The sequence below is a fragment of the Ruegeria sp. G12 genome (assembly GCF_056533565.1).
The window spans coordinates 128555-147897 of sequence record NZ_JBQFOO010000002.1 but is presented as its reverse complement, the minus strand read 5'-3'; the positions used below and the strand labels follow the sequence as shown (position 1 = coordinate 147897).

Genomic DNA, 19343 nt, shown 5'->3' with positions numbered 1-19343 from the left:
AGAAGGATCGGGTCAGTGATGGGTGGGTTGGGTACGCTCTTGTCTGAGGTCGCGGGCTGAGAGGCCGTGGGCGGTGCGGAAGGCACGGGCGAAGCTGGACTGCGAGGCGAACCCTGTGGCCAGCGCGACATCCATCAGCGGCAGGTCTGTGTCTGTGACCAGACGTCGGGCCTCGGCCAGTCTGAGTTGCAGGTAGTGGTCTTGTGGTGTGGTGTTCAGGCGCAGGCGGAACTGTTGCTGCAGGGTGCGGGGGCTGGTGCCCAGCGTGTCGGCGATGTCGGCGAGAGTCAGGGGTTCGTCGAGCGAGGATTCCATCAGCGCATTTGCTTTGGCAGTCAGGGCTGTGTGGCGGTGGGGGGCGCCCGTGCGGCTTTGCGGTTTCGATGGCTGAGAGGGGCCGTCATACAGGAACAGGCCCGAGACGCGGGCGGCGAAGCTCGCACCGTGGCGGGCCGCGATGATCTGTAGCATCATGTCAACTGCGGGGATTGCACCGCCTGAGGTCATGCGATTGCCCGAGATCGTGAACCGGTCGGGGCGCACGTCGATGTTTGGGAAGCGGTCGGCGAAGTTTTCCAGATCCTCCCAGTGGGTGGTGGCGGCGTAACCGTCGAGCAGGCCCGCCTCGGCCAGCAGCCAAGGGCCACCGTCTATTCCGGCCATTGCGGCCCCGGTGCCCGCAATCCGGCGCAGCCCGGCGAGCAGGCTGGGGGTGGCGTGGCGGGCCAGTTGGAACCCGGCGACCACGATCATCAGGTCGCAGGTCTGCAAGCGGGCCAGCGGGATGCCGGGAACGCTGAGCGCGCTGGTCAGCATCGCGGGCTCTGCCGTGGCGGTGACATAGTCCCAGTCAAAAGCGGGGCGGTCTGCCAGGCGGTTGGCCGCACGCATCGGATCAACGGCCGAGGCGAAGCAGAGCGTGTTGCAGTCATCCAGCACCAGCACGGCCGTTTTCAGGGCGCGATGTTCGGGTTGGAGAATGTTTTTTGCGGATTTCATCAAGTCTGATTCGCATTCTGGCAAGTGTTTCCCCGAGGCTGCGCCAGACTCGGGCGCGAACGCAAATCGATAACCGGGGAGAAGTCTGGGGAAAACCCAACGGACAAACCGGTATAAGCTGGGGAAAACGCCATGCCTCTGGAAATGAACCGCGACGTCTTTATCACCTGCGCCGTCACCGGCTCGGGCGGGACGCAGGATCGCAGCCCACATGTACCGCGCTCGCCTGCGCAGATTGCCGAAAGTGCGATTGCCGCGGCCAAGGCTGGGGCGGCGGTGGTGCATTGCCATGTGCGCGACCCCGAGACCGGAGCGCCGAGCCGTCGGTTGGATCTGTATCGCGAGGTGACGGACCGGATACGCGAGGCGGATGTGGACGTTGTGCTGAACCTAACCGCGGGGATGGGCGGGGATATTGTGTTTGGCGGGGTGGAAGCTCCGTTCCCGGTGGCGGAGGGGACCGATATGATCGGCGCGTCTGAGCGGGTGGCGCATATTGCCGAGTGTTTGCCCGAGATTTGCACCCTGGACTGCGGCACGATGAATTTTGCCGAGGCGGATTATGTTATGACCAACACCCCCGGCGCGTTGCGGGCGATGGGCAAGATGATGACCGATACGGGTGTGAAGCCCGAGATCGAGGCGTTTGACACCGGGCATCTGTGGTTTGCCAAGCAGTTGGTGAAGGAAGGGATTCTGGAGCCGAACGCTCTGGTACAACTGTGCATGGGGGTGCCGTGGGGTGCGCCGGATGATCTGAACACCTTCATGGCGATGGTGAATAATGTGCCGGAGGATTGGACGTTCAGCGCGTTTTCCCTTGGGCGGCACCAGATGGCTTATGTGGCGGCCACCGTGCTGGCCGGGGGCAATGTGCGCGTGGGGTTGGAGGACAACCTGTGGCTGGACAAGGGTGTATTGGCCGAGAACTGGCAGTTGGTGGAACGTGCCGGGACGATCATTGAGAATATGGGCGCACGGGTGATCGGGCCCGAGGCCGTGCGCGAGAAGTTGGGGTTGGTGAAGCGGGCGCCGGTGGCGGCGTGAGAGGACGCTGGGAATTGGGGGCCAGCCCCCAAACCCCCGGGATATTTTTGGCCAGATGAAGAGGCGGATTGTGCGTGAGGGGCAACGGGTGAAAACAGCGGCGATCGTTGGGGGTGGCGTTATTGGCGGTGGGTGGGCCGCTCGGTTCCTTCTGAACGGCTGGGATGTGCGGGTGTTTGATCCGGACCCGGAGGCCGAGCGGAAGATTGGGGAGGTATTGGACAATGCGCGGCGGTCTCTGCCGGGGTTGAGCGATGTGCCTTTGCCGGTCGAGGGGGCGTTGAGCTTTCATAGCGATATTGGTGAAGCCGTTGAGGGGGCGGTCTGGATTCAAGAGAGTGTGCCGGAGCGGCTGGAGCTGAAACAGAAGGTTTACAAAGCGTTGCAGGAGGTTTGCGACCCGGCTGCGATCATTGGGTCCTCGACCAGCGGGTTCAAGCCTTCGGAACTGCAAGAGGGCGCGCTGCGGCCTGAGCAGATTGTGGTGACGCATCCGTTCAACCCGGTTTATCTGTTGCCGCTGGTTGAACTGGTGCCGACCGGGAAGAACGCGTCTGAGATGGTTGAACGCGCAAAGGGCTTTCTGACCTCCGTCGGCTTCTTCCCGCTGCATGTCCGCACGGAAATTGATGCACATATCGCCGACCGGTTCCTCGAAGCCGTTTGGCGCGAGGCGCTTTGGCTGGTCAAGGACGGCATCGCCACAACCGAAGAAGTGGATGAGGCGATCCGTATGGGGTTTGGCATCCGCTGGGCGCAGATGGGCCTGTTCGAGACCTACCGTGTGGCCGGGGGCGAGGCCGGGATGCGGCATTTCATGGCGCAGTTCGGGCCCGCTCTGAAATGGCCCTGGACCAAGCTGATGGATGTGCCCGAGTTCACCGATGAATTGGTCGATATGATTGCCGATCAGTCGGATGCGCAGTCGGGGATGCACTCGATCCGGGACCTGGAGCGCATCCGGGATAACAACCTTGTCGGTGTGATGCGGGCGCTCAAGGCCCAGAATTGCGGGGCCGGGGCGGTGTTGAACCAGCATGATGCGTTGCTGAAACCGGGGGCGCTGCCGACGTTGGATCAGGCAGATCTGAGCCAGCCGATCCTGACCCTGTCGCGAGCGGTGCCGCTGGACTGGACCGACTACAATGGTCACATGAACGAGGCCAAATACCTTGAGGCTTTTGCTGCCGCCACAGACCGGTTCATGGAGATCATTGGCTGTGATGCGGACTATATCGCCTCGGGCGGTAGCTATTTCACGGCTGAGAACCACATTCGCTATGTGGATGAAGCCCATGCAGGTGCAAGGATACAGGTGCGTACCCAGATGCTGCTGGGGCAGGGCAAGAAGCTGCACGTGTTCCACAGCATGTGCGAAGGCGACAAGCTGCTTGCGACCGGCGAGAGCTTTCTGCTGCATGTCAGCCTTGAGACCCGACGCCCCAGCCCGCCGTCACCGCAGATCGAGGCCGCGATGGCGCGCATCGCAGAGGCGCAGGCTGATCTGCCATACCCCGAAGGCGCGGGTGCTGCGATCCGGAAGCCGGTTTAACCCTGATTGGGTCCGCGAATCTGGCGGATCGTGCTGCGCACGGCCTGCCAGTTTTTGGCCTCTTCGGTGTTTCCGGCGGCCTCGCATTCGCGCATTTTCTGGGCGGCTTCCGCCTCGGCCCGGTCGCCATGCGCCGTGTACAGCGCGCGCGCATATTGAGCGGTTTGTAGTGGGTCCATTCCAGTCATCCTCCGTGTTGTCGCGGAATGTCTGATGGTTCGCGCAGGTCAACTATACAGAAGGCGTGTGCATTTCATACCCTAAGTGTCAGGATGAGAGGTCAACCGCCTCGGCCCGCAACCGTTTCAGATGATCGGGGAAATGGCGGGCGGTCATGTCAGCCTCGCGGATCAGGGTGTCGAAATGGCGGGTGAACAGCTCGATCCGGTCGCGGTCGCGGAAGGCCATATAGTGGCTGCCTGCGTAGAAAACGCATAGAAGCGGCCCGAAGATCGTGACTGGGGCCGAGTATAGCCGCTTGGCATCGAACAGATAGATGCGCAGCCGGGGGTATAGCTGTTCGCAGATATCCAGCAGGTGGTCGATCTGTTCCAGGCGCACCTCTAACGGCAGGCCGTCATAGTATCCGACCCCGTGCGCGAAACTGCGTATTTCGAACAACGGCATGGCGATTTCATAATCCGATTGTGCGCCGCGCATCCAAGCCAGACGGTCGGAAGATGCCCCAATGGCCTGATCTGCCGTCCGGCCCAAATGCGGGGCATATTCCCATTCCAGAACGGCGCGGGTTTTTAACATATCGGGCAGAGTCGCTGGCACGTAACGGATTTTGTACCCCGCTGCCTGCTGGTGCCATTCAAAGATGCGCTCATCGACCAGCGCGCGGGGAGCCTCGGTCATGGTTAGGGAACTGGCCAGCAGTTCGGCGGCGCTTTCGGGGCGGTCCGACAGGCTGAGCAGCCAGTCTGCCGAGACCCCGAGCGACGAGGCGCAACTGCCCACCACATGGGCATTGGGCAGGCGCGCGCCTTCGTCGGTCAGCAGCTGCGAAACGGTCGAACGGTCGACGCCGATGTTACGAGCTAGGGCGCTTTGGCTGACGTGGCGCTCCTCCATCGCGCGGGCAAGACGCAGGCGAAACTGCGCAGCGCGGTCGCGTTTGTCGATTTTGTCATCCATGTGATGATAAATATCATGAATGATGAGTTTTGTTAATCATATTCAGAATATGCAGCGGCCGGGCTCGTATATAACGCTTTTGTGAGAACAATAAGAATGGGGTCCGGAATGGAAACGCGACGAAGATCTGTCGTGAAAGCAATCGTGTGGAATGTGATGGGCCTGGTGGTCATGACGCTGGTCGGCCTGATCGCAACAGGCTCAGCCGCTGTTGGCGGGGCCGTCGCGCTGGTCAACACGGCCATCGGATTGACGATGTATGTCATCTACGAACGCATCTGGGCGGGGATCTCGTGGGGGCGGCATGGCTGAACCAACAACGCCCAGATCGCCCGAATGGGGAACCTTTGCGCTGATCGTGGCCTGCTATGGCGCGTGGCTGGCGGTGGTGTTCTGGCTGGCATTTTGGTCCGTGTGGCTGGCAATTCCTGCCATGGGTCTGGTCGCGGCGCTGCATTCCTCGCTGACGCATGAGGCGCTGCATGGCCATCCCTTCCGGCAAAAGTGGTTGAACGAGGCGCTGATGGCGCTGCCGCTGACCCTGTTCATTCCGTTCAACCGGTTTCGGGACCTGCACCTGGCGCATCATCTGGACGCGAACCTGACCGATCCCTATGACGACCCCGAGTCGAATTATCTGGACCCGCAGGTCTGGGCGGGGCTGAGCGGGCGGCAGAGGCAGCTTTACAAAGCTAACAACACGCTTCTGGGCCGCATCGTTCTGGGTCCGGCCATCGGTCAGGCGACCTTCCTGCGGGACGAAGGGCGCGGTGCGATGCGCGGAGATCGTGCTGTTTTGCTGGCATGGGCGTTGCATGTGCCGGGGGTTGCGGTCGTTTTGTGGATTGTTTCGCACTCAGCGATGCCGGTCTGGGCCTACGTCCTGTCCGCCTATATCGGCCTGGGTCTGGTCAAAATCCGCACCTTTCTTGAACACCGCGCGCATGAGAAGTCGCGCGCCCGGACAGTGATTGTCGAAGATCGCGGACCCTTGGCTTTCCTTTTTCTGAACAACAACCTGCACGTCGTTCATCACATGAACCCAGCCGCGCCGTGGTATCGTTTACCCGCGCTCTACAAGGCGAGCAAAGACAGGTATCTGGCCTGTAACGAGGCCTATGTGTACCGATCCTACGCCCAGATCTTCCGCGAATACCTCTGGCGGGCGAAAGACCCGGTGGCGCATCCGCTCTGGCCAAAACCGTAAATTGAGGACAGAAGGGAATTCATGAGTTTATGGATTCCCGTCACCATCGCCGCCGCCTCGTTCCAGACGGTGCGGTTCATGCTGCAGAAATCGCTTAGCAGCGTGAAGCTGTCAGCCGCCGGCGCGACTTTTGCGCGTTTTGCCTATTCCATGCCGTTGGCAGTGCTGGGACTGTTGGTGGTGCTGTGGGGGACAGGGGCCGAGTTGCCGCCGCTGACCGTACGGTTCTGGATGTTTGTGGCGATAGGCGGCACGGCGCAGATTCTGGCGACGATCTGCGTTGTTGCCTTGTTCAAGCAGCGCAACTTTGCCGTTGGGATCACGTTCAAGAAAACCGAGGTTATTCAAACCGCTATCGTCGGTTTCCTCATCCTTGGCGATGAGGTTTCCATAGGTGCGCTGGGGGCGATCCTGCTGGGCCTGATGGCCGTGCTGCTTCTGTCGAAAACACCGGGCGGTGACGGGGCTTGGTGGCGGCACCTGACCAATCGGGCGTCTCAATTGGGGCTGGGCTCGGGTGTGCTGTTTGCCTTTTCGGCGGTCAGTTATCGGGGGGCTTCGCTGGAATTTGGCGACATAAACGCCTGGTTCCGGGCGCTGATCACACTGGCGGCGGTTGTCACGTTTCAATTCCTCAGCATGTGGCTGTGGCTGCTCTGGCGCGACCGGGCCGAACTGCGCGCGGTGTGGGAGACGCGCGCGACTGGCGTATTCGTCGGCCTCACCAGCCTCGGCGGGTCGTTTTGCTGGTTTCTGGCCTTCACCCTGCAGAACGCGGCTTATGTGAAGGCGCTGGGGCAGGTCGAGTTGATCCTGAGCCTCGGCGCCTCGATCCTGTTTTTTCGCGAGACCATCACCCGGCGTGAAATCGCCGGGATGGCCTTGCTTGGACTATCGATTCTGGTTCTGGTGCTCGCGATTTAAGGCGTTTTGCGCATTTCGATTCAAATCAAACGCAAAGTGCTCTAGCCAGCGCGCCGTTCATCAAAGCTAAGCGCGATGAAACTTGGCATGTGATCCCCCATGCCCACCACAGCCCGGCCATTGTCATCCTTGCGACCTCGTCCTCGCCCCTTGGGTTCACGCTCTTTCTTGTTGTCCTTTTTGCCCTCGGCCTCTTTGACTTTTTTCTCGAACTTCGGCTTGTCGGCCTTGGGCTCGTCCTTGACCGGGTTGTCGAGGCGCGGGATGTCCTTCTGGATCAGCTTTTCAATCGCATCCAGAGCCTTTTCATCGCGGCCCGAGCAGATCGTGATCGCCTTGCCCTCGCGCCCCGCGCGACCGGTGCGGCCGATGCGGTGGACGTAATCCTCGGCATGGCCGGGCACGTCGAAATTGAACACATGGCTGACCGAGGGGATATCCAGCCCGCGCGCAGCGACGTCCGAGGCGACCAGCAGGCGCAGTGATCCATCACGGAAACCATCCAGCGTTTTCATCCGCTGCGACTGATCCAGATCGCCGTGGATCGCGGCGGCGTTATAGCCGTATTTCTTCAGCGACTTGGCGCAGATATCTACATCGGTCTTACGGTTGCAGAAGATGATCGCGTTGGTGCAGGCGTCGCCCTCGGCATCGATCAGCGCGCGCAGGGTCTTGCGCTTGGCGCTGGCCTCACGGTCGCGGCGACCGCCCTTGAACATGACCACACCCTGTTCGATGGTCTCGGACGCGGTGGCCTGACGGGCAACTTCGACGCGCTCGGGGGCGGACAGGAAGGTGTCGGTGATCCGCTCGATTTCTTTGGCCATGGTGGCCGAGAAGAACAGGGTCTGGCGGGTGAACGGCGTCAGCGAGAAGATGCGTTCGATATCGGGGATGAACCCCATATCCAGCATCCGGTCGGCCTCATCCACGACCATGATCTGAACGCCGGTCAGCAGCAGCTTGCCGCGTTCGAAATGGTCCAGCAGACGGCCCGGCGTGGCGATCAGCACGTCGACACCCCGGTCAATCAGCGCGTCTTGTTCCTTGAAGCTGACGCCGCCGATCAGCAACGCCTTGGTCAGTTTCAGGTGTTTGGAATAGGTGTCGAAGTTTTCGGCCACCTGTGCAGCCAGTTCCCGCGTCGGGCACAGCACCAGCGACCGCGGCATCCGCGCCCGCGCCCGGCCCCGGGCAAGCAGCGTGATCATTGGCAGCGTGAAGCTGGCGGTTTTGCCCGTCCCGGTCTGGGCGATGCCCAGCACGTCGCGCCCTTCCAGCGCAGGGGGAATCGCGCCTTCCTGGATCGGGGTGGGGGTTTCGTATCCGGCTTCCTCAATGGCTTTGAGGACCTTCGGGTTCAGGTTCAGTTCGTTAAACTTTGTCATGTATGTCCGGTTCATGCGGACACTTTTACCTGGCCCGCGCGTCAGAAAAATGCCGGGCCCGGATGGCCATGCGCCTGATGCGCATTTCGGCTTGAGGGCGGACATAACAAAAACGTGGGGCAGGGTCAAATGAAGAGGGTTTAACCTGTTGCAATCAATCGCCGACCGGGATTTTCTGCAACAATTCAGCAGCTTCCGGGAAAGTGTTTCGCGATCTTTTCATCCAGATTCAGGGGGCGGTGCCGGATCAGCCCATGCGCTTGCAGCCGGGCGCGAACATCCGGATCAGCACCGCTCATCTCATCGAAAAAGCGGCGCAGGCCTTCAGTGCCGTGTTCGCCCTCGATCCAGCTGTGCAGCTCATGCTTGGTTAACCCGCCCAGTTCGCGCGGAGCGTTGGGCGAGTTTCCGGCCTGATACGAGCCCCGCTCCATCCGGAATCGGTAATTGGCCAGCCAGTGGTCCCAATCCGGTGCGTGGCGATGGCATAGCTCCAGCTCCGGCAGTTCGAACTTGCAGGGCAAAAGCTGTTTGTTCTGGAACAGGTTATGGATGCGGAAGTTCAGGTTCTCCATCCCGGTGCGGACGATCAGCTTGCCCTGCACGTGGCTCAGAAACCCGCCCAGAACGAACCCGCCGTAGTTTGGGTAGATCTCCTGAACCAGCGCCTCGCGGTCGGGTCCGGCGGGGATATGAGCCTTGTAAAGGTCTTCGCCGCCCGCCATCGCCTCCATCGGGCGGACCCGGACGGCGGGGACGTTTTCAGGGACAGAATTCAATAGGTCCGCGATGGGCTCGGAAGGCCAGAGGAACTCGTCCACGTCGATATGAGCCAGCCAGTCCAGGCCGGTGTTGCGATAGGCAAAGGTGGCGTGAACGGTCTGGCGGATCTGGTGTTTGTCTGGCCGGTTGCGTTTGCGTTTCTGCCAGAACGCCTCGTCGCATATCCGAACCCTGACGTTCGGATGCTGCCTGAGCGCCCGAAACGCGCGGCGGTTGGGCTCGTCCATGTAGATGTACATAAAGTCCGCGCCCAGATCGAGATGATGCGCCGCGAAGCCCAGAACATCCCGGGTCTCGCCCCGGACCATGGAGACGATACCCCAAGTTGTCATGCGCGCGCTTGCCGGGCGAGGCGTATGTCGCGCATCCGTTTCAGGCGGCGGAACACGCTGCCGGGGTCCTTGTTCAACTCGGTCATGAGATGATCCACCAGCGGCGCAATCGTCGGGTCGGTCAGCGCCTTGGTCCAGATCGGCGCAATCAGGGTGACGGCCAGACCGCCCCGTTCCAGCGAGAAAGACCGCATTTCATAGGGCAGGTCCGCCCCGACTTTGTTGCGAAACCTGAACGGTGTTTCTGGTGCGGTCCCAGAGAACAAACGCTCAAATTCATACAGCTTCATCATGCCGAACAAGACCCGCAGGGCGTGCCCGGTCTCGCGTTGCGTCGGCGTCTGACCATGATCGGCAAAAGTCTGAACCGAGGACACTAGCCAGCGCAGGTCAAGCGCTGATAACAGGTGGTCGGATTGCTCAGCCCAGAGGCGGCAGAACAACTCGGGCGCATGGCGCGGGTAGGACCGTTTGCGTAGGTTCGCGATCAGTTGGGCGTTGAGAAAGGCCAGTTTGGAGCTACCGATGAACTCGATGGCGATCTGTGCGCGTTTCCGATCCCACGAGGTTCTTTCTTCTACCTCGGGCAATTGGGTTGCGCTGTCCGGAACAAGGTGCTGGGTCAATGTGGCAAGATCGGCGTCTAAAGGGGGCAGCAAGTCGGTGCCGAATTCAAACGGGCTGCGCCGGTTCTCATAGCTGTCCAGCATGTCGGGCAGGCCGCCGGGAAAGGTCAGATCATCCTCGCTCATGCGCGTAGAGTTGCACAGCCGAGTCCGGCTGCGCAATCGACCAGTTGCCTCACGTCATCATCTCTTTCGTGGCGGTGAGATTCAGCGCCGGATAGTCGCGGATCACTCGGTCAATGTCCCATTGCAGGCGGGTTAGATAGACGATGTCGCCGTCATGATCATAGGCGATGTGCTGCTTGTTGGCGTTAACGAATTTCTCGACCTCGGGCTTGTCGCCGCTGACCCAGCGGGCCGAGGTGAACTGAGACGCCTCGAAGCGCACGGGCAGGCCATATTCCATCTCGATCCGGCTGGCGAGCACTTCGAATTGCAGCGCCCCGACGACGCCAACGATAAAGCCTGAGCCGATCGAGGGTTTGAACACCTTGGCCGCGCCTTCCTCGGCAAATTGCATCAGCGCCTTTTCCAGATGCTTGGCCTTCATCGGATCACCAGCCCGCACCCCTTGCAACAATTCCGGCGCGAATGAGGGGATGCCCTTGACCCGGATTGCCTCGCCTTCGGTCAGCGTGTCGCCGATGCGCAACTGGCCGTGGTTGGGGATGCCGATGATGTCGCCGGCCCAGGCTTCCTCGGCGAGTTCCCGGTCGGATGCCAGAAACAGCACCGGGTTCGAGATCGCCATCGGCTTTTTCGTGCGCACATGGGTCAGCTTCATGCCGCGCTTGAAATGGCCAGAGGCCATGCGCACGAAGGCCACCCTGTCACGGTGCTTGGGGTCCATATTGGCCTGCACCTTGAAGACAAAGCCTGCGACTTTCTTTTCATCGGGCGCAATCTGGCGGGGTTCGGCAGATTGGACCTGCGGCTGCGGGCCGTATGCGCCGATGCCCTCCATCAGTTCCTTGACGCCGAACGAGTTGATGGCCGAGCCGAACCAGATCGGGGTCATGTGCCCCTCTAACACCGCTTGCGGATCGAGCTTCGGCAGCAGTTCGCGCGCCATCTCGACCTCTTCCAGCAGCTTCTCCAGCAGGTGTTCGGGGACGTGTTCGGCCAGTTTCGGATCGTCCAAGCCGTTGATTTCGATGCTTTCGGCCACCTTGTTACGGTCGGCGCGGTCCATCAGTTCCAGCCGGTCGCGAAGCATGTCATAGCAGCCGATGAAATCGCGCCCCACACCGATGGGCCACGCGGCGGGCGTGACGTCGATGGCCAGCATTTCCTGAATTTCGTCGATGATCTCGAACGTATCGCGGCTTTCGCGGTCCATCTTGTTACAGAAGGTCAGAATGGGCAGATCGCGCAGGCGGCAGACCTCGAACAGTTTCTGCGTCTGGCTTTCCACACCTTTCGCGCCGTCGATCACCATAACGGCGGCGTCCACCGCGGTCAGCGTGCGATAGGTGTCTTCGGAGAAATCCGAGTGGCCAGGCGTGTCCACCAGATTGAACCGGAAGTTCCCATAATCGAACGACATCGCCGAGGCGGACACCGAGATGCCCCGATCCTTCTCCATCTGCATAAAGTCCGAGCGCGTGCGCCGCGCCTCGCCCTTGGCGCGGACCTGACCGGCCATTTGGATCGCACCCCCGTACAGCAGGAACTTTTCCGTCAGCGTCGTCTTACCCGCATCGGGGTGCGAGATGATGGCGAATGTCCGGCGCCGCGCAATCTCGGGCGGCAGAGAGGGTTGGTTCGAGGTATCAAGCATATTCGCGCGTATAGGCGGGGAAACCCGCCGAGGCAAGACAAAGGGGGTGGTTCGAATCATACACCTATGGCAATAAGAACATATAGTGAACAAATAATGGAGTGGACCGATGAATTTGAAAGAGATTGCAGACGAGCTGGTCGCAGGCTGCCGTGAAGATCGTGCCAAGGAGAACCTCGAGAAACTCTATGCCGCGGATGCCGTTTCGGTCGAGGCACAGGATTTCGAGGGTATGGGCCGCGAAACGCATGGCCGCGACGCGATCCGGGGTAAGCATGAATGGTGGGAAGGCGCGCACGAAGTCTCTGGTGCTTCGGTCAGCGATCCGTTCCCGCATGGTGAAGACCGCTTTGCCGTGATCTTCGAGGTGCAGGGCAAGGTGAAGGAAAGCGGCGAAACCTTTGATATGAAAGAGGTTGGCGTCTATCACGTTGCCGACGGTAAAATCGTTCGGGAAGAGTTCTTTTACTGACGCAGCCTGAATTCTGGTCTTCCTTGCCGGGCCGGTGCTAGATGTGTGGCAAGGACAGGGAGGATCAGAATGGATTTGGGAATTCGCGGAAAGCACGCGCTGGTCTGTGCCAGCAGCAAGGGGCTGGGGCTGGGCTGTGCCGAAGCCTTGGCGGCGGCGGGCGTTGATCTGGTGATGAATGCGCGCGGGGCCGAGGCGTTGGAGGGTGAGGCCGCGCGCCTGCGCGCGGACCATGGCGTTGATGTACGGACCGTGGCTTGTGATGTGACCTCGTCCGACGGTCAGGCGCAGGTGATAAGCGCCGCGCAGGGCGTTGATATCCTTGTTACAAATGCGGGAGGTCCGCCTCCGGGTATGTGGTCGGATTGGGAGCGGGACGATTTCATCAAGGCGCTGGATGCCAACATGCTGACGCCGATTGCCTTCATGAAGGCTCTGCTGCCGGGGATGATGGATAAGGGTTGGGGCCGGGTGGTGAATATCACCTCGCAATCCGTCCGCGCGCCGATTGCGGTGCTGGGCCTGTCGAATGCGGCGCGGACCGGGCTGACCGGGTATGTGGCTGGGACGTCTCGTCAGGTTGCGCCGCATGGGGTGACGATCAACAACCTGCTGCCGGGCATTCATGCCACCGACCGGGCGGATGCCTTGGACGGGGCTGTCTCGTTGCAGAAAAACATCTCGGTCGAGGATGCGCGGGCGGAACGGGCCGCAACCATTCCAGCGCGGCGCTATGGAACGCGGGCCGAATTCGGAGCGACCTGTGCGTTCCTGTGCTCGCAACAGGCAGGGTTTATCGTCGGGCAGAATATCCTGTTGGATGGTGGCGCGACCAATCTGACGATGTAGCGATGGCTCAAGGTTTTTCTCTAAAGGATCAGCTGTTTAACGCGGACAAGACGCGCTATCTGGCTGGTCTGTTTGCACAGGCTGACCCATCCTTCGACGCGGAAGCGTTTCAAGCTCGTGTCATGTCTCGCCTCTTGAACCTTGAATTGAAAGAGCGGATCGCGTGGATCGCCGAGTGCCTGCAGGAGGTCTTTCCCGGAGAGTTACCGCAGGTCGCCCCGGTGATCCTGAAGGCTCTGCCGCCGCCTCTGGACCCCGGCAAAACGGATGATGATTTCGGCGATTTCATCTTCGCGCCTTTGGGGGAATGGGTGGCGATGGTTGGCATCGAACAACCCGAACAGGCGCTGGATGTTCTTGAGGAACTAACGCAGCGCTTTTCGATGGAATGGGCAATTCGCCCGTTTCTGAACCGCTGGCCCGATCTGGTGCTGGACCGGATGCGGGCCTGGTGCACCCACGAAAGTTATCACGTGCGTCGGCTGGTCAGCGAAGGCACGCGGCCGCGTCTACCATGGGGGCAGGCGGTTGGGTTGGAGGTGTCGGACCCGTTGCCCTTGCTGGATCGGCTGCACAGCGACGGGACGCGATATGTGACGAGGTCGGTGGCGAACCATCTGAACGATATCACCAAGAAAGACCCTGATCTTGTTTTGAACCGCCTGCGGGCGTGGCACAGCGAGGGGCGACAGACTGCGGGTGAGCTGGATTGGATGACCTCCCACACCTTGCGCGGTCTGGTCAAGGCCGGGCATCCGGACGCGATGAAGATGCTCGGCTATGATCCGGACGCTGAGATGGAGGTGGCCGTAAAGATTGCGAGGGATGCCCGCATCGGCGACGTGCTGGAGTTTTCGGTCTCACTGCAAGGGGCGGATGCGCAGCCGGTTCTGGTGGATTATATCATTCACTTTCAGCGACCTGGCGGAAGAACCTCGGCCAAAGTGCACAAGCTGAAACAGGCAGTTCTGGAAGGCGGCGAACTGCAACTGAAAAAGATGCACAAGCTAAAAGCCAATGCGACCACGTTCAAACTGGTTCCGGGGGCGCATAAGCTGGACATTCAGGTCAACGGCAAGGTGCGGGCCAGCGTCGACTTTGAGTTGCTGGAATAAGCGCCGGGCCGCTCACGCTTTTGTCAAAGTTCCAATCGCCGTATTGCGAAGACGGGCGCTCTGCATTAGCTGCGGTTCAGGATATAGGGAGGGAAGTCTGCGATGAAGCATGAATCGGTGCAGAACTACTATGGCGAAGTCCTGCAAAGCAGCGCGGACCTGCAGACAAATGCGTGTTGTACGCCCGATGACATGCCGGATCATGTCAAGAAAATCCTGTCCAAAATCCACGATGACGTGCTGACCCGCTATTACGGCTGCGGCCTGATCGCACCGCTGGATCTTGAGGGGATGCACATCCTCGATCTGGGATGCGGCGCGGGCCGGGATGTTTATGCTCTGTCGGCGATGGTCGGGGAAACGGGGCGCGTCGTTGGGGTGGATATGACGCCCGAACAACTCGACGTCGCCCGGGCGCATCAGGACTATCACGCGCAGGCCTTTGGGCATTCTGCCAGCAACGTCGAATTCCACCACGGCTATATCGAAAAGTTGGACGAGTTGGACCTTGAGCCGGGCAGCTTCGATATCATCGTGTCGAACTGCGTCATAAACCTTGCCACCGACAAGGCCGCCGTTCTGCGCGGTGCGCACCGGCTGTTGAAGGACGGGGGTGAGATGTACTTCTCGGACGTCTACGCAGACCGCCGGGTGCCGAAAGCGATGGCCGAGGATGAGGTTTTGTACGGTGAATGCCTGTCCGGTGCGCTCTATTGGAATGACTTCCTGTCCATGTCGCGCGCAGCCGGTTTCGGTGATCCGCGCCGGGTGACGCACCGCCCGCTGACCATTGAAAACCCTGTGTTGGAAGAACGCGTTGCGCCGCTGAACTTCCTGTCGGCGACCTATCGTCTGTTCAAGCTGCCCGAACTGGAACCAGCCTGCGAGGATTACGGTCAGGCGGTGATCTACAAAGGCACCGTTCCAAACGCGCCGTACGAATTTGTTCTGGACGATCACCACCTGATCGAAACAGGCAAGGTCTTCCCGGTCTGTGGCAATACCTGGATGATGCTGAACAACACCCGTTTTGCCCGGCATTTCGACTTTATCGGCGATTTCTCGACCCATTACGGCATTTTCGAGGGCTGGGGCGGGGAAAGCCCGTTTGAATCTACGGGCGCGCCTGCCACGGGCGGATGCTGCTGATCACTTGCGCCTGACGGGCGGGGTTGCTATCCCCGCCCAAGCCCGATGAAATCAATCGGGAAAGGCAATGGGGCCCATCGGTGACAGTAGACGTAACTCCTCCTCGTCTGGAAATTCGCAATATTATCCGCCGGTTCGAGGGGCGGCTTGTTGTGGATGACGTCTCGCTGACGGTTCAGGCGGGGCGGGTGACGTGTCTTTTGGGGCCGTCCGGTTGCGGCAAGTCCACGACCCTGCGCATGATCGCCGGGGTCGAGATGCAGGACTCGGGCGAGATTTACGTCGACGGCAAGCTGATCTGCGACACGGTGTTTCGGGTGCCGCCCGAACGGCGCGAGATTGGCCTGATGTTTCAGGACTTTGCCCTGTTCCCGCATTTGAGCGTGGCCAACAACGTGGCCTTCGGGCTGCGGGGCAGTAAGGACGAGAAACGCGCGCGGGTTGAGGAGCTGCTGCGAAAAGTCGACCTGATGCGCTTCATCGACGGCTTCCCGCATCAGTTGTCGGGGGGCGAGCAGCAACGGGTCGCGCTGGCCCGCGCACTGGCCCCGCGCCCGCGGATCATGCTGATGGATGAACCGTTCTCGGGCCTCGACAACCGCCTGCGCGATGGTATCCGGGATGAGACGCTGGCGATCCTCAAGGAAGAAGACGCCGCCGTTCTTCTGGTCACGCATGAACCGGAAGAGGCAATGCGCATGGCCGACGAAATCGCCCTGATGCGGCGCGGCAAGATCGTGCAGCAGGGTGCGCCGTATAACGTTTATACTCGACCTGCGGATAAGGCTGCGGTTGCGTTTTTCAGTGATGTCAATGTGTTGCAGGCGCAAGTGAATGGGGCGCTGGCCCAGACACCCTTTGGCCAGTTTCTGGCACCGGGCTATCCGGACGGAACGGATGTTGAGATCGTTTTTCGGCCCCAGCACGTCAAGCTGGACTTTGACCGCAACGGCAAGGGGCCTTTGCCAACGCCAACTGACGGGGTGGCTGCACGGGGTGTCGTCGAACGCGCGCGCTTCCTTGGCAATGAAAGCTTGGTCGAGTTCCGCATGGATTATGACGGATCAATCCTGAAAGCGACCGTGCCAAATGTCTTTGTGCCGGGGCCGGGACGGGTCATGTGGCTGACCATTCGCCGCGACCGCTGCTTTGTCTTCCCTGTCTGAGCAGTAATTTCCGCCCAAGTGGTGCGGGAATGCCGCAGATAGCGCCGTTGCGTCGCTTGCCGCAGCGCGGGGGCGGGTCTATCAAGGGCCAAACGTGGGGGTAAAGCGGGCACATGCGTATTCTTCTGACCAATGATGACGGGATCAACGCCCCGGGCTTGATCACGCTTGAAGCGATTGCCGCCGAGCTGGCCGGTCCGGATGGCGAGGTCTGGGTCGTCGCGCCTGCGTTCGAGCAATCCGGTGTCGGGCATTGCATCAGCTACACCCGCCCGATGATGATCGCGAAGCTGGATGAGCGCCGCTTTGCCGCCGAGGGCTCTCCGGCCGATTGTGTTCTGGCTGGCCTGCATGACGTGATGACCGATTGCCCGCCTGATCTGGTGTTATCAGGGGTCAACCGGGGGAATAACTCGGCTGAAAATACGCTCTATTCCGGCACAATTGGCGGCGCGATGGAGGCTGCGCTGCAGGGCATTCCTGCCATAGCCCTGTCGCAGTATTTCGGCCCGCGCAATTTGGGTCTGGAAGACCCGTTCGAATCCGCCGCTCGGTTCGGGGCCGATCTGGTGCGCCGCGTTCTGGACGCAACACCGGCAGAGCATGGCGATTACCGCCTGTTCTATAACGTGAATTTCCCACCTGTCCCCGCAGATGAAGTCCTAGGCACCCGCGTTGCGCCGCAAGGGTTTCGCAAGGACACCCATTTCTCGGTCGAGCCGCACAGCTCGCCCTCGGGTCGGCGTTTCCTGTGGATCAAGGGCGGCTATCAGCACAATCCGACCGCGCCGGGAACGGATGCGGCGGTAAATCTGGAAGGCTACATCTCGGTCACGCCGATGCGGGCCGATCTGACGGCGCATGATGTGCTGGGGGCGTTGAAGTCAATCGAATGAGCGGGCTCGATCCAGAAATCGTCATGCAGTTCCTGTTCGCCCTGCGCAAGCGCGGCGTCCGGGACGCGCGCGTTCTTGAGGCAATGGAGCAGGTCGATCGCGGCCGCTTCGTCACTGGCCTGTTCGCGGACCGCGCCTATGAGGATATGCCACTGCCGATTGCCTGCGGGCAGACGATCAGCCAGCCTTCCGTCGTTGGCTTGATGACTCAGGCGCTGGACGTGCGCCCCCGGGACACGGTGTTGGAGGTCGGCACCGGGTCGGGCTATCAGGCGGCGATCCTGTCCAAGCTGGCGCGCCGGGTCTATACGGTCGAACGCCACAGGCGGCTGGTCAACGAAACCGGCAAGCTGTTTCGCGAGTTAGGGCTAACCAATGTCACGGCAATGCTGTCCGATGGCTCGTTCGGTTTGCCGGAGCAAGCGCCGTTTGATCGGATCATTGTGACCGCCGCCGCCGAAGATCCGCCGGGACCGCTCTTGGCGCAGCTTAAAATCGGGGGTATTATGGTCTTACCCGTGGGACAGTCGGATGCGGTGCAGCAGTTGATCAAGGTGACGCGCACCGAGGATGGTCTGGACTACGACGAATTGACGGCAGTTCGTTTCGTGCCTCTGATTGAGGGGCTCGGGAAGGATGAAACGTAACAGGCTTTACGATTTAGTCACCGGAACCCCGGAAAACAGGGGCAGGTGTTGAGGGCAGACGTTATGAGAGCAGTTTCTAAATCAGCGATGCGCCGCTGTGCGACCGGGGTGGCAGCCCTGGCCATATTGGCCGGGTGCGAGGGGCCGTTGGACTATGACCTGCGCGGTCAGGTCGGCGGGTTTTCGACCACCGACGCGGCGCAATCCGCAACCACCAGCCGCCCGACACCGGACGGGCGTGGGGTGATCTCTTATCCGAGCTATCAGGTGGCCGTAGCCCAGCGGGGCGACAAGGTCAGCGATGTGGCCGCCCGCGTCGGCTTGCCCGAAGGTGAATTGGCAAGGTTCAACGGGCTGCAGCCGACTGACAAGCTACGAGAGGGTGAAATCGTCGCCTTGCCACGTTCGGTTGGTGCTGGCAGTGGTGTCGACATTGCTGCCGTTGCGGGGGCGGCAATTGATCAGGCCCCAGCGTCCGGAGGGGTTCAGACCACGACGCTGGAACCCGCCAGAACTGCGCCCGCACCGGCCCCTGCGCCGGTTGGCCCCGAGCCGGTCCGGCACAAGGTCAAGCGCGGCGAAACGGCCTATACGGTTTCGCGCTTGTATCAGGTGCCGGTGGAATCGCTGGCCGAATGGAACGGGCTGGGTCCGGATTTCGCCATCCGCGAAGGTCAGTTCCTTCTGATCCCGGTCAAGAACCAGTCCGCACCGCGCCAGACGGCAGCCGCCGCTCCGGCTGAGCCGGCGACAAATGTGACGCAACCGGGCCAAGGGTCGCCGACGCCCACGCCGCCAAGTGCGACGCAGCCCTTGCCGGATGAAAATGTGGCACCGCTGGCCGAGCCGCCTGATGTGACGGCTGAGGCACCCAGCAACTCCAGTTCTTCGGCGCTGTCTTTGCCGGTGACGGGGCGTATCATTCGGACCTATGACAAGGGCAAGAACGAAGGGATCGACATCGCAGCCTCGCCCGGAACCGCTGTTCAGGCGGCTGAGGCCGGGACGGTTGCAGCGATCACCGCTGATGCGGATCAAGTGCCGATAATCGTGGTCAAGCACAACAACGATCTGCTGACAGTCTATGCCAATGTCGAAGAGATCACGGTCAAGAAAGGCGACCGGGTCCGGCGCGGCCAGAAGCTTGCGCAACTACGGGGTGGGGATAACGCGTATGTCCACTTTGAGGTGCGTGAGGGGTTTGAATCGGTTGATCCGGAGCCATACCTGAAGTGACCAGAATGGCCCTTTGGGCCATGCCTCCGGCGGGG

At 61.1% G+C, this 19343-nt stretch carries 20 protein-coding genes; 13 read left to right on the top strand and 7 right to left on the bottom strand.

Going from position 1 to position 19343, the window contains the following annotated elements; translation table 11 throughout:
* Positions 1 to 12: 12 nt before the first annotated feature.
* Positions 13 to 999 carry a GlxA family transcriptional regulator gene (locus tag ACR0JN_RS04520; protein ID WP_480884504.1) on the bottom strand — a complete coding sequence of 329 codons (987 nt, stop codon included), beginning with the start codon at positions 997 to 999 and terminating at the stop codon, positions 13 to 15.
* 132 nt (positions 1000 to 1131) lie between these two features.
* Here ACR0JN_RS04520 and bcoG point away from each other — a divergent pair, with 132 nt between their 5' ends.
* Positions 1132 to 2046 (top strand): 3-dehydrocarnitine:acetyl-CoA trimethylamine transferase BcoG, encoded by a 915-nt coding sequence (bcoG, locus tag ACR0JN_RS04515; RefSeq protein ID WP_480884503.1) that lies wholly within the window; start codon positions 1132 to 1134, stop codon positions 2044 to 2046.
* Positions 2047 to 2101: 55 nt separating this feature from the next.
* On the top strand, positions 2102 to 3598 hold the full coding sequence (locus ACR0JN_RS04510) for a carnitine 3-dehydrogenase (RefSeq protein WP_480884502.1): 1497 nt from the start codon (positions 2102 to 2104) through the stop codon (positions 3596 to 3598).
* Here the strand turns inward: ACR0JN_RS04510 and ACR0JN_RS04505 are convergent.
* The gene (locus tag ACR0JN_RS04505) at positions 3595 to 3777 is read right to left on the bottom strand and encodes a hypothetical protein (protein WP_480815408.1); all 183 of its coding nucleotides are present in this window, start codon (positions 3775 to 3777) and stop codon (positions 3595 to 3597) included. The genes ACR0JN_RS04510 and ACR0JN_RS04505 overlap by 4 nt on opposite strands.
* Positions 3778 to 3865: 88 nt before the next feature.
* Positions 3866 to 4738: a helix-turn-helix domain-containing protein gene (locus ACR0JN_RS04500; RefSeq protein WP_480884501.1), complete on the bottom strand. Its 873-nt coding sequence runs from the start codon at positions 4736 to 4738 to the stop codon at positions 3866 to 3868.
* A 108-nt stretch (positions 4739 to 4846) separates the two neighbouring features.
* Between ACR0JN_RS04500 and ACR0JN_RS04495 the strand changes: the two genes are divergently transcribed.
* Genes ACR0JN_RS04495 through ACR0JN_RS04485 form a run of 3 tightly spaced genes read left to right on the top strand, consistent with a single transcriptional unit; the run spans position 4847 to position 6869 of the window.
* Positions 4847 to 5050 carry a DUF2061 domain-containing protein gene (locus tag ACR0JN_RS04495; RefSeq protein ID WP_480884500.1) on the top strand — a complete coding sequence of 68 codons (204 nt, stop codon included), beginning with the start codon at positions 4847 to 4849 and terminating at the stop codon, positions 5048 to 5050.
* Positions 5043 to 5945 carry a fatty acid desaturase gene (locus ACR0JN_RS04490; RefSeq protein ID WP_480884499.1) on the top strand — a complete coding sequence of 301 codons (903 nt, stop codon included), beginning with the start codon at positions 5043 to 5045 and terminating at the stop codon, positions 5943 to 5945. The genes ACR0JN_RS04495 and ACR0JN_RS04490 overlap by 8 nt, the downstream gene beginning before the upstream one ends.
* A 21-nt stretch (positions 5946 to 5966) precedes the next feature.
* Entirely contained in the window at positions 5967 to 6869 is a 903-nt protein-coding gene (locus ACR0JN_RS04485) for an EamA family transporter (RefSeq protein WP_480884498.1), read from the top strand.
* Positions 6870 to 6910: 41 nt separating this feature from the next.
* Here ACR0JN_RS04485 and ACR0JN_RS04480 read toward each other — a convergent pair whose 3' ends face one another.
* The 4 genes from ACR0JN_RS04480 to ACR0JN_RS04465 all read right to left on the bottom strand — a co-directional run bounded on the left by ACR0JN_RS04480 (position 6911) and on the right by ACR0JN_RS04465 (position 11778).
* Positions 6911 to 8257 carry a DEAD/DEAH box helicase gene (locus tag ACR0JN_RS04480; RefSeq protein ID WP_480884497.1) on the bottom strand — a complete coding sequence of 449 codons (1347 nt, stop codon included), beginning with the start codon at positions 8255 to 8257 and terminating at the stop codon, positions 6911 to 6913.
* A gap of 185 nt (positions 8258 to 8442) precedes the next feature.
* Positions 8443 to 9372, bottom strand: a complete 930-nt coding sequence (locus ACR0JN_RS04475; RefSeq protein ID WP_480884496.1) for a glycosyltransferase family 2 protein — start codon at positions 9370 to 9372, stop codon at positions 8443 to 8445.
* Positions 9369 to 10124: a hypothetical protein gene (locus ACR0JN_RS04470; protein WP_480884495.1), complete on the bottom strand. Its 756-nt coding sequence runs from the start codon at positions 10122 to 10124 to the stop codon at positions 9369 to 9371. Before ACR0JN_RS04470 ends, ACR0JN_RS04475 begins: the two co-directional genes overlap by 4 nt.
* A gap of 49 nt (positions 10125 to 10173) precedes the next feature.
* On the bottom strand, positions 10174 to 11778 hold the full coding sequence (locus ACR0JN_RS04465) for a peptide chain release factor 3 (RefSeq protein WP_480884494.1): 1605 nt from the start codon (positions 11776 to 11778) through the stop codon (positions 10174 to 10176).
* A 109-nt stretch (positions 11779 to 11887) separates the two neighbouring features.
* Between ACR0JN_RS04465 and ACR0JN_RS04460 the strand changes: the two genes are divergently transcribed.
* From ACR0JN_RS04460 to ACR0JN_RS04425, 8 genes are all read left to right on the top strand, one after another.
* Positions 11888 to 12250 carry a SnoaL-like domain-containing protein gene (locus ACR0JN_RS04460; protein WP_480884493.1) on the top strand — a complete coding sequence of 121 codons (363 nt, stop codon included), beginning with the start codon at positions 11888 to 11890 and terminating at the stop codon, positions 12248 to 12250.
* Positions 12251 to 12319: 69 nt separating this feature from the next.
* A complete protein-coding gene (locus tag ACR0JN_RS04455; protein ID WP_480884492.1) occupies positions 12320 to 13099 on the top strand; it encodes an SDR family oxidoreductase in 780 nt (259 codons plus the stop codon).
* Between the two features lie 2 nt (positions 13100 to 13101).
* A complete protein-coding gene (locus tag ACR0JN_RS04450; RefSeq protein WP_480884491.1) occupies positions 13102 to 14214 on the top strand; it encodes a hypothetical protein in 1113 nt (370 codons plus the stop codon).
* A 102-nt stretch (positions 14215 to 14316) separates the two neighbouring features.
* Positions 14317 to 15363 (top strand): methyltransferase domain-containing protein, encoded by a 1047-nt coding sequence (locus tag ACR0JN_RS04445; protein ID WP_480884490.1) that lies wholly within the window; start codon positions 14317 to 14319, stop codon positions 15361 to 15363.
* A gap of 80 nt (positions 15364 to 15443) precedes the next feature.
* On the top strand, positions 15444 to 16529 hold the full coding sequence (locus tag ACR0JN_RS04440) for an ABC transporter ATP-binding protein (protein WP_480815421.1): 1086 nt from the start codon (positions 15444 to 15446) through the stop codon (positions 16527 to 16529).
* 113 nt (positions 16530 to 16642) lie between these two features.
* Positions 16643 to 17425, top strand: a complete 783-nt coding sequence (gene surE, locus ACR0JN_RS04435; protein WP_480884489.1) for a 5'/3'-nucleotidase SurE — start codon at positions 16643 to 16645, stop codon at positions 17423 to 17425.
* On the top strand, positions 17422 to 18072 hold the full coding sequence (locus ACR0JN_RS04430; protein WP_480614631.1) for a protein-L-isoaspartate(D-aspartate) O-methyltransferase: 651 nt from the start codon (positions 17422 to 17424) through the stop codon (positions 18070 to 18072). Before surE ends, ACR0JN_RS04430 begins: the two co-directional genes overlap by 4 nt.
* A 63-nt stretch (positions 18073 to 18135) precedes the next feature.
* Positions 18136 to 19308, top strand: a complete 1173-nt coding sequence (locus ACR0JN_RS04425; protein WP_480884488.1) for a peptidoglycan DD-metalloendopeptidase family protein — start codon at positions 18136 to 18138, stop codon at positions 19306 to 19308.
* Positions 19309 to 19343 lie beyond the last annotated feature (35 nt).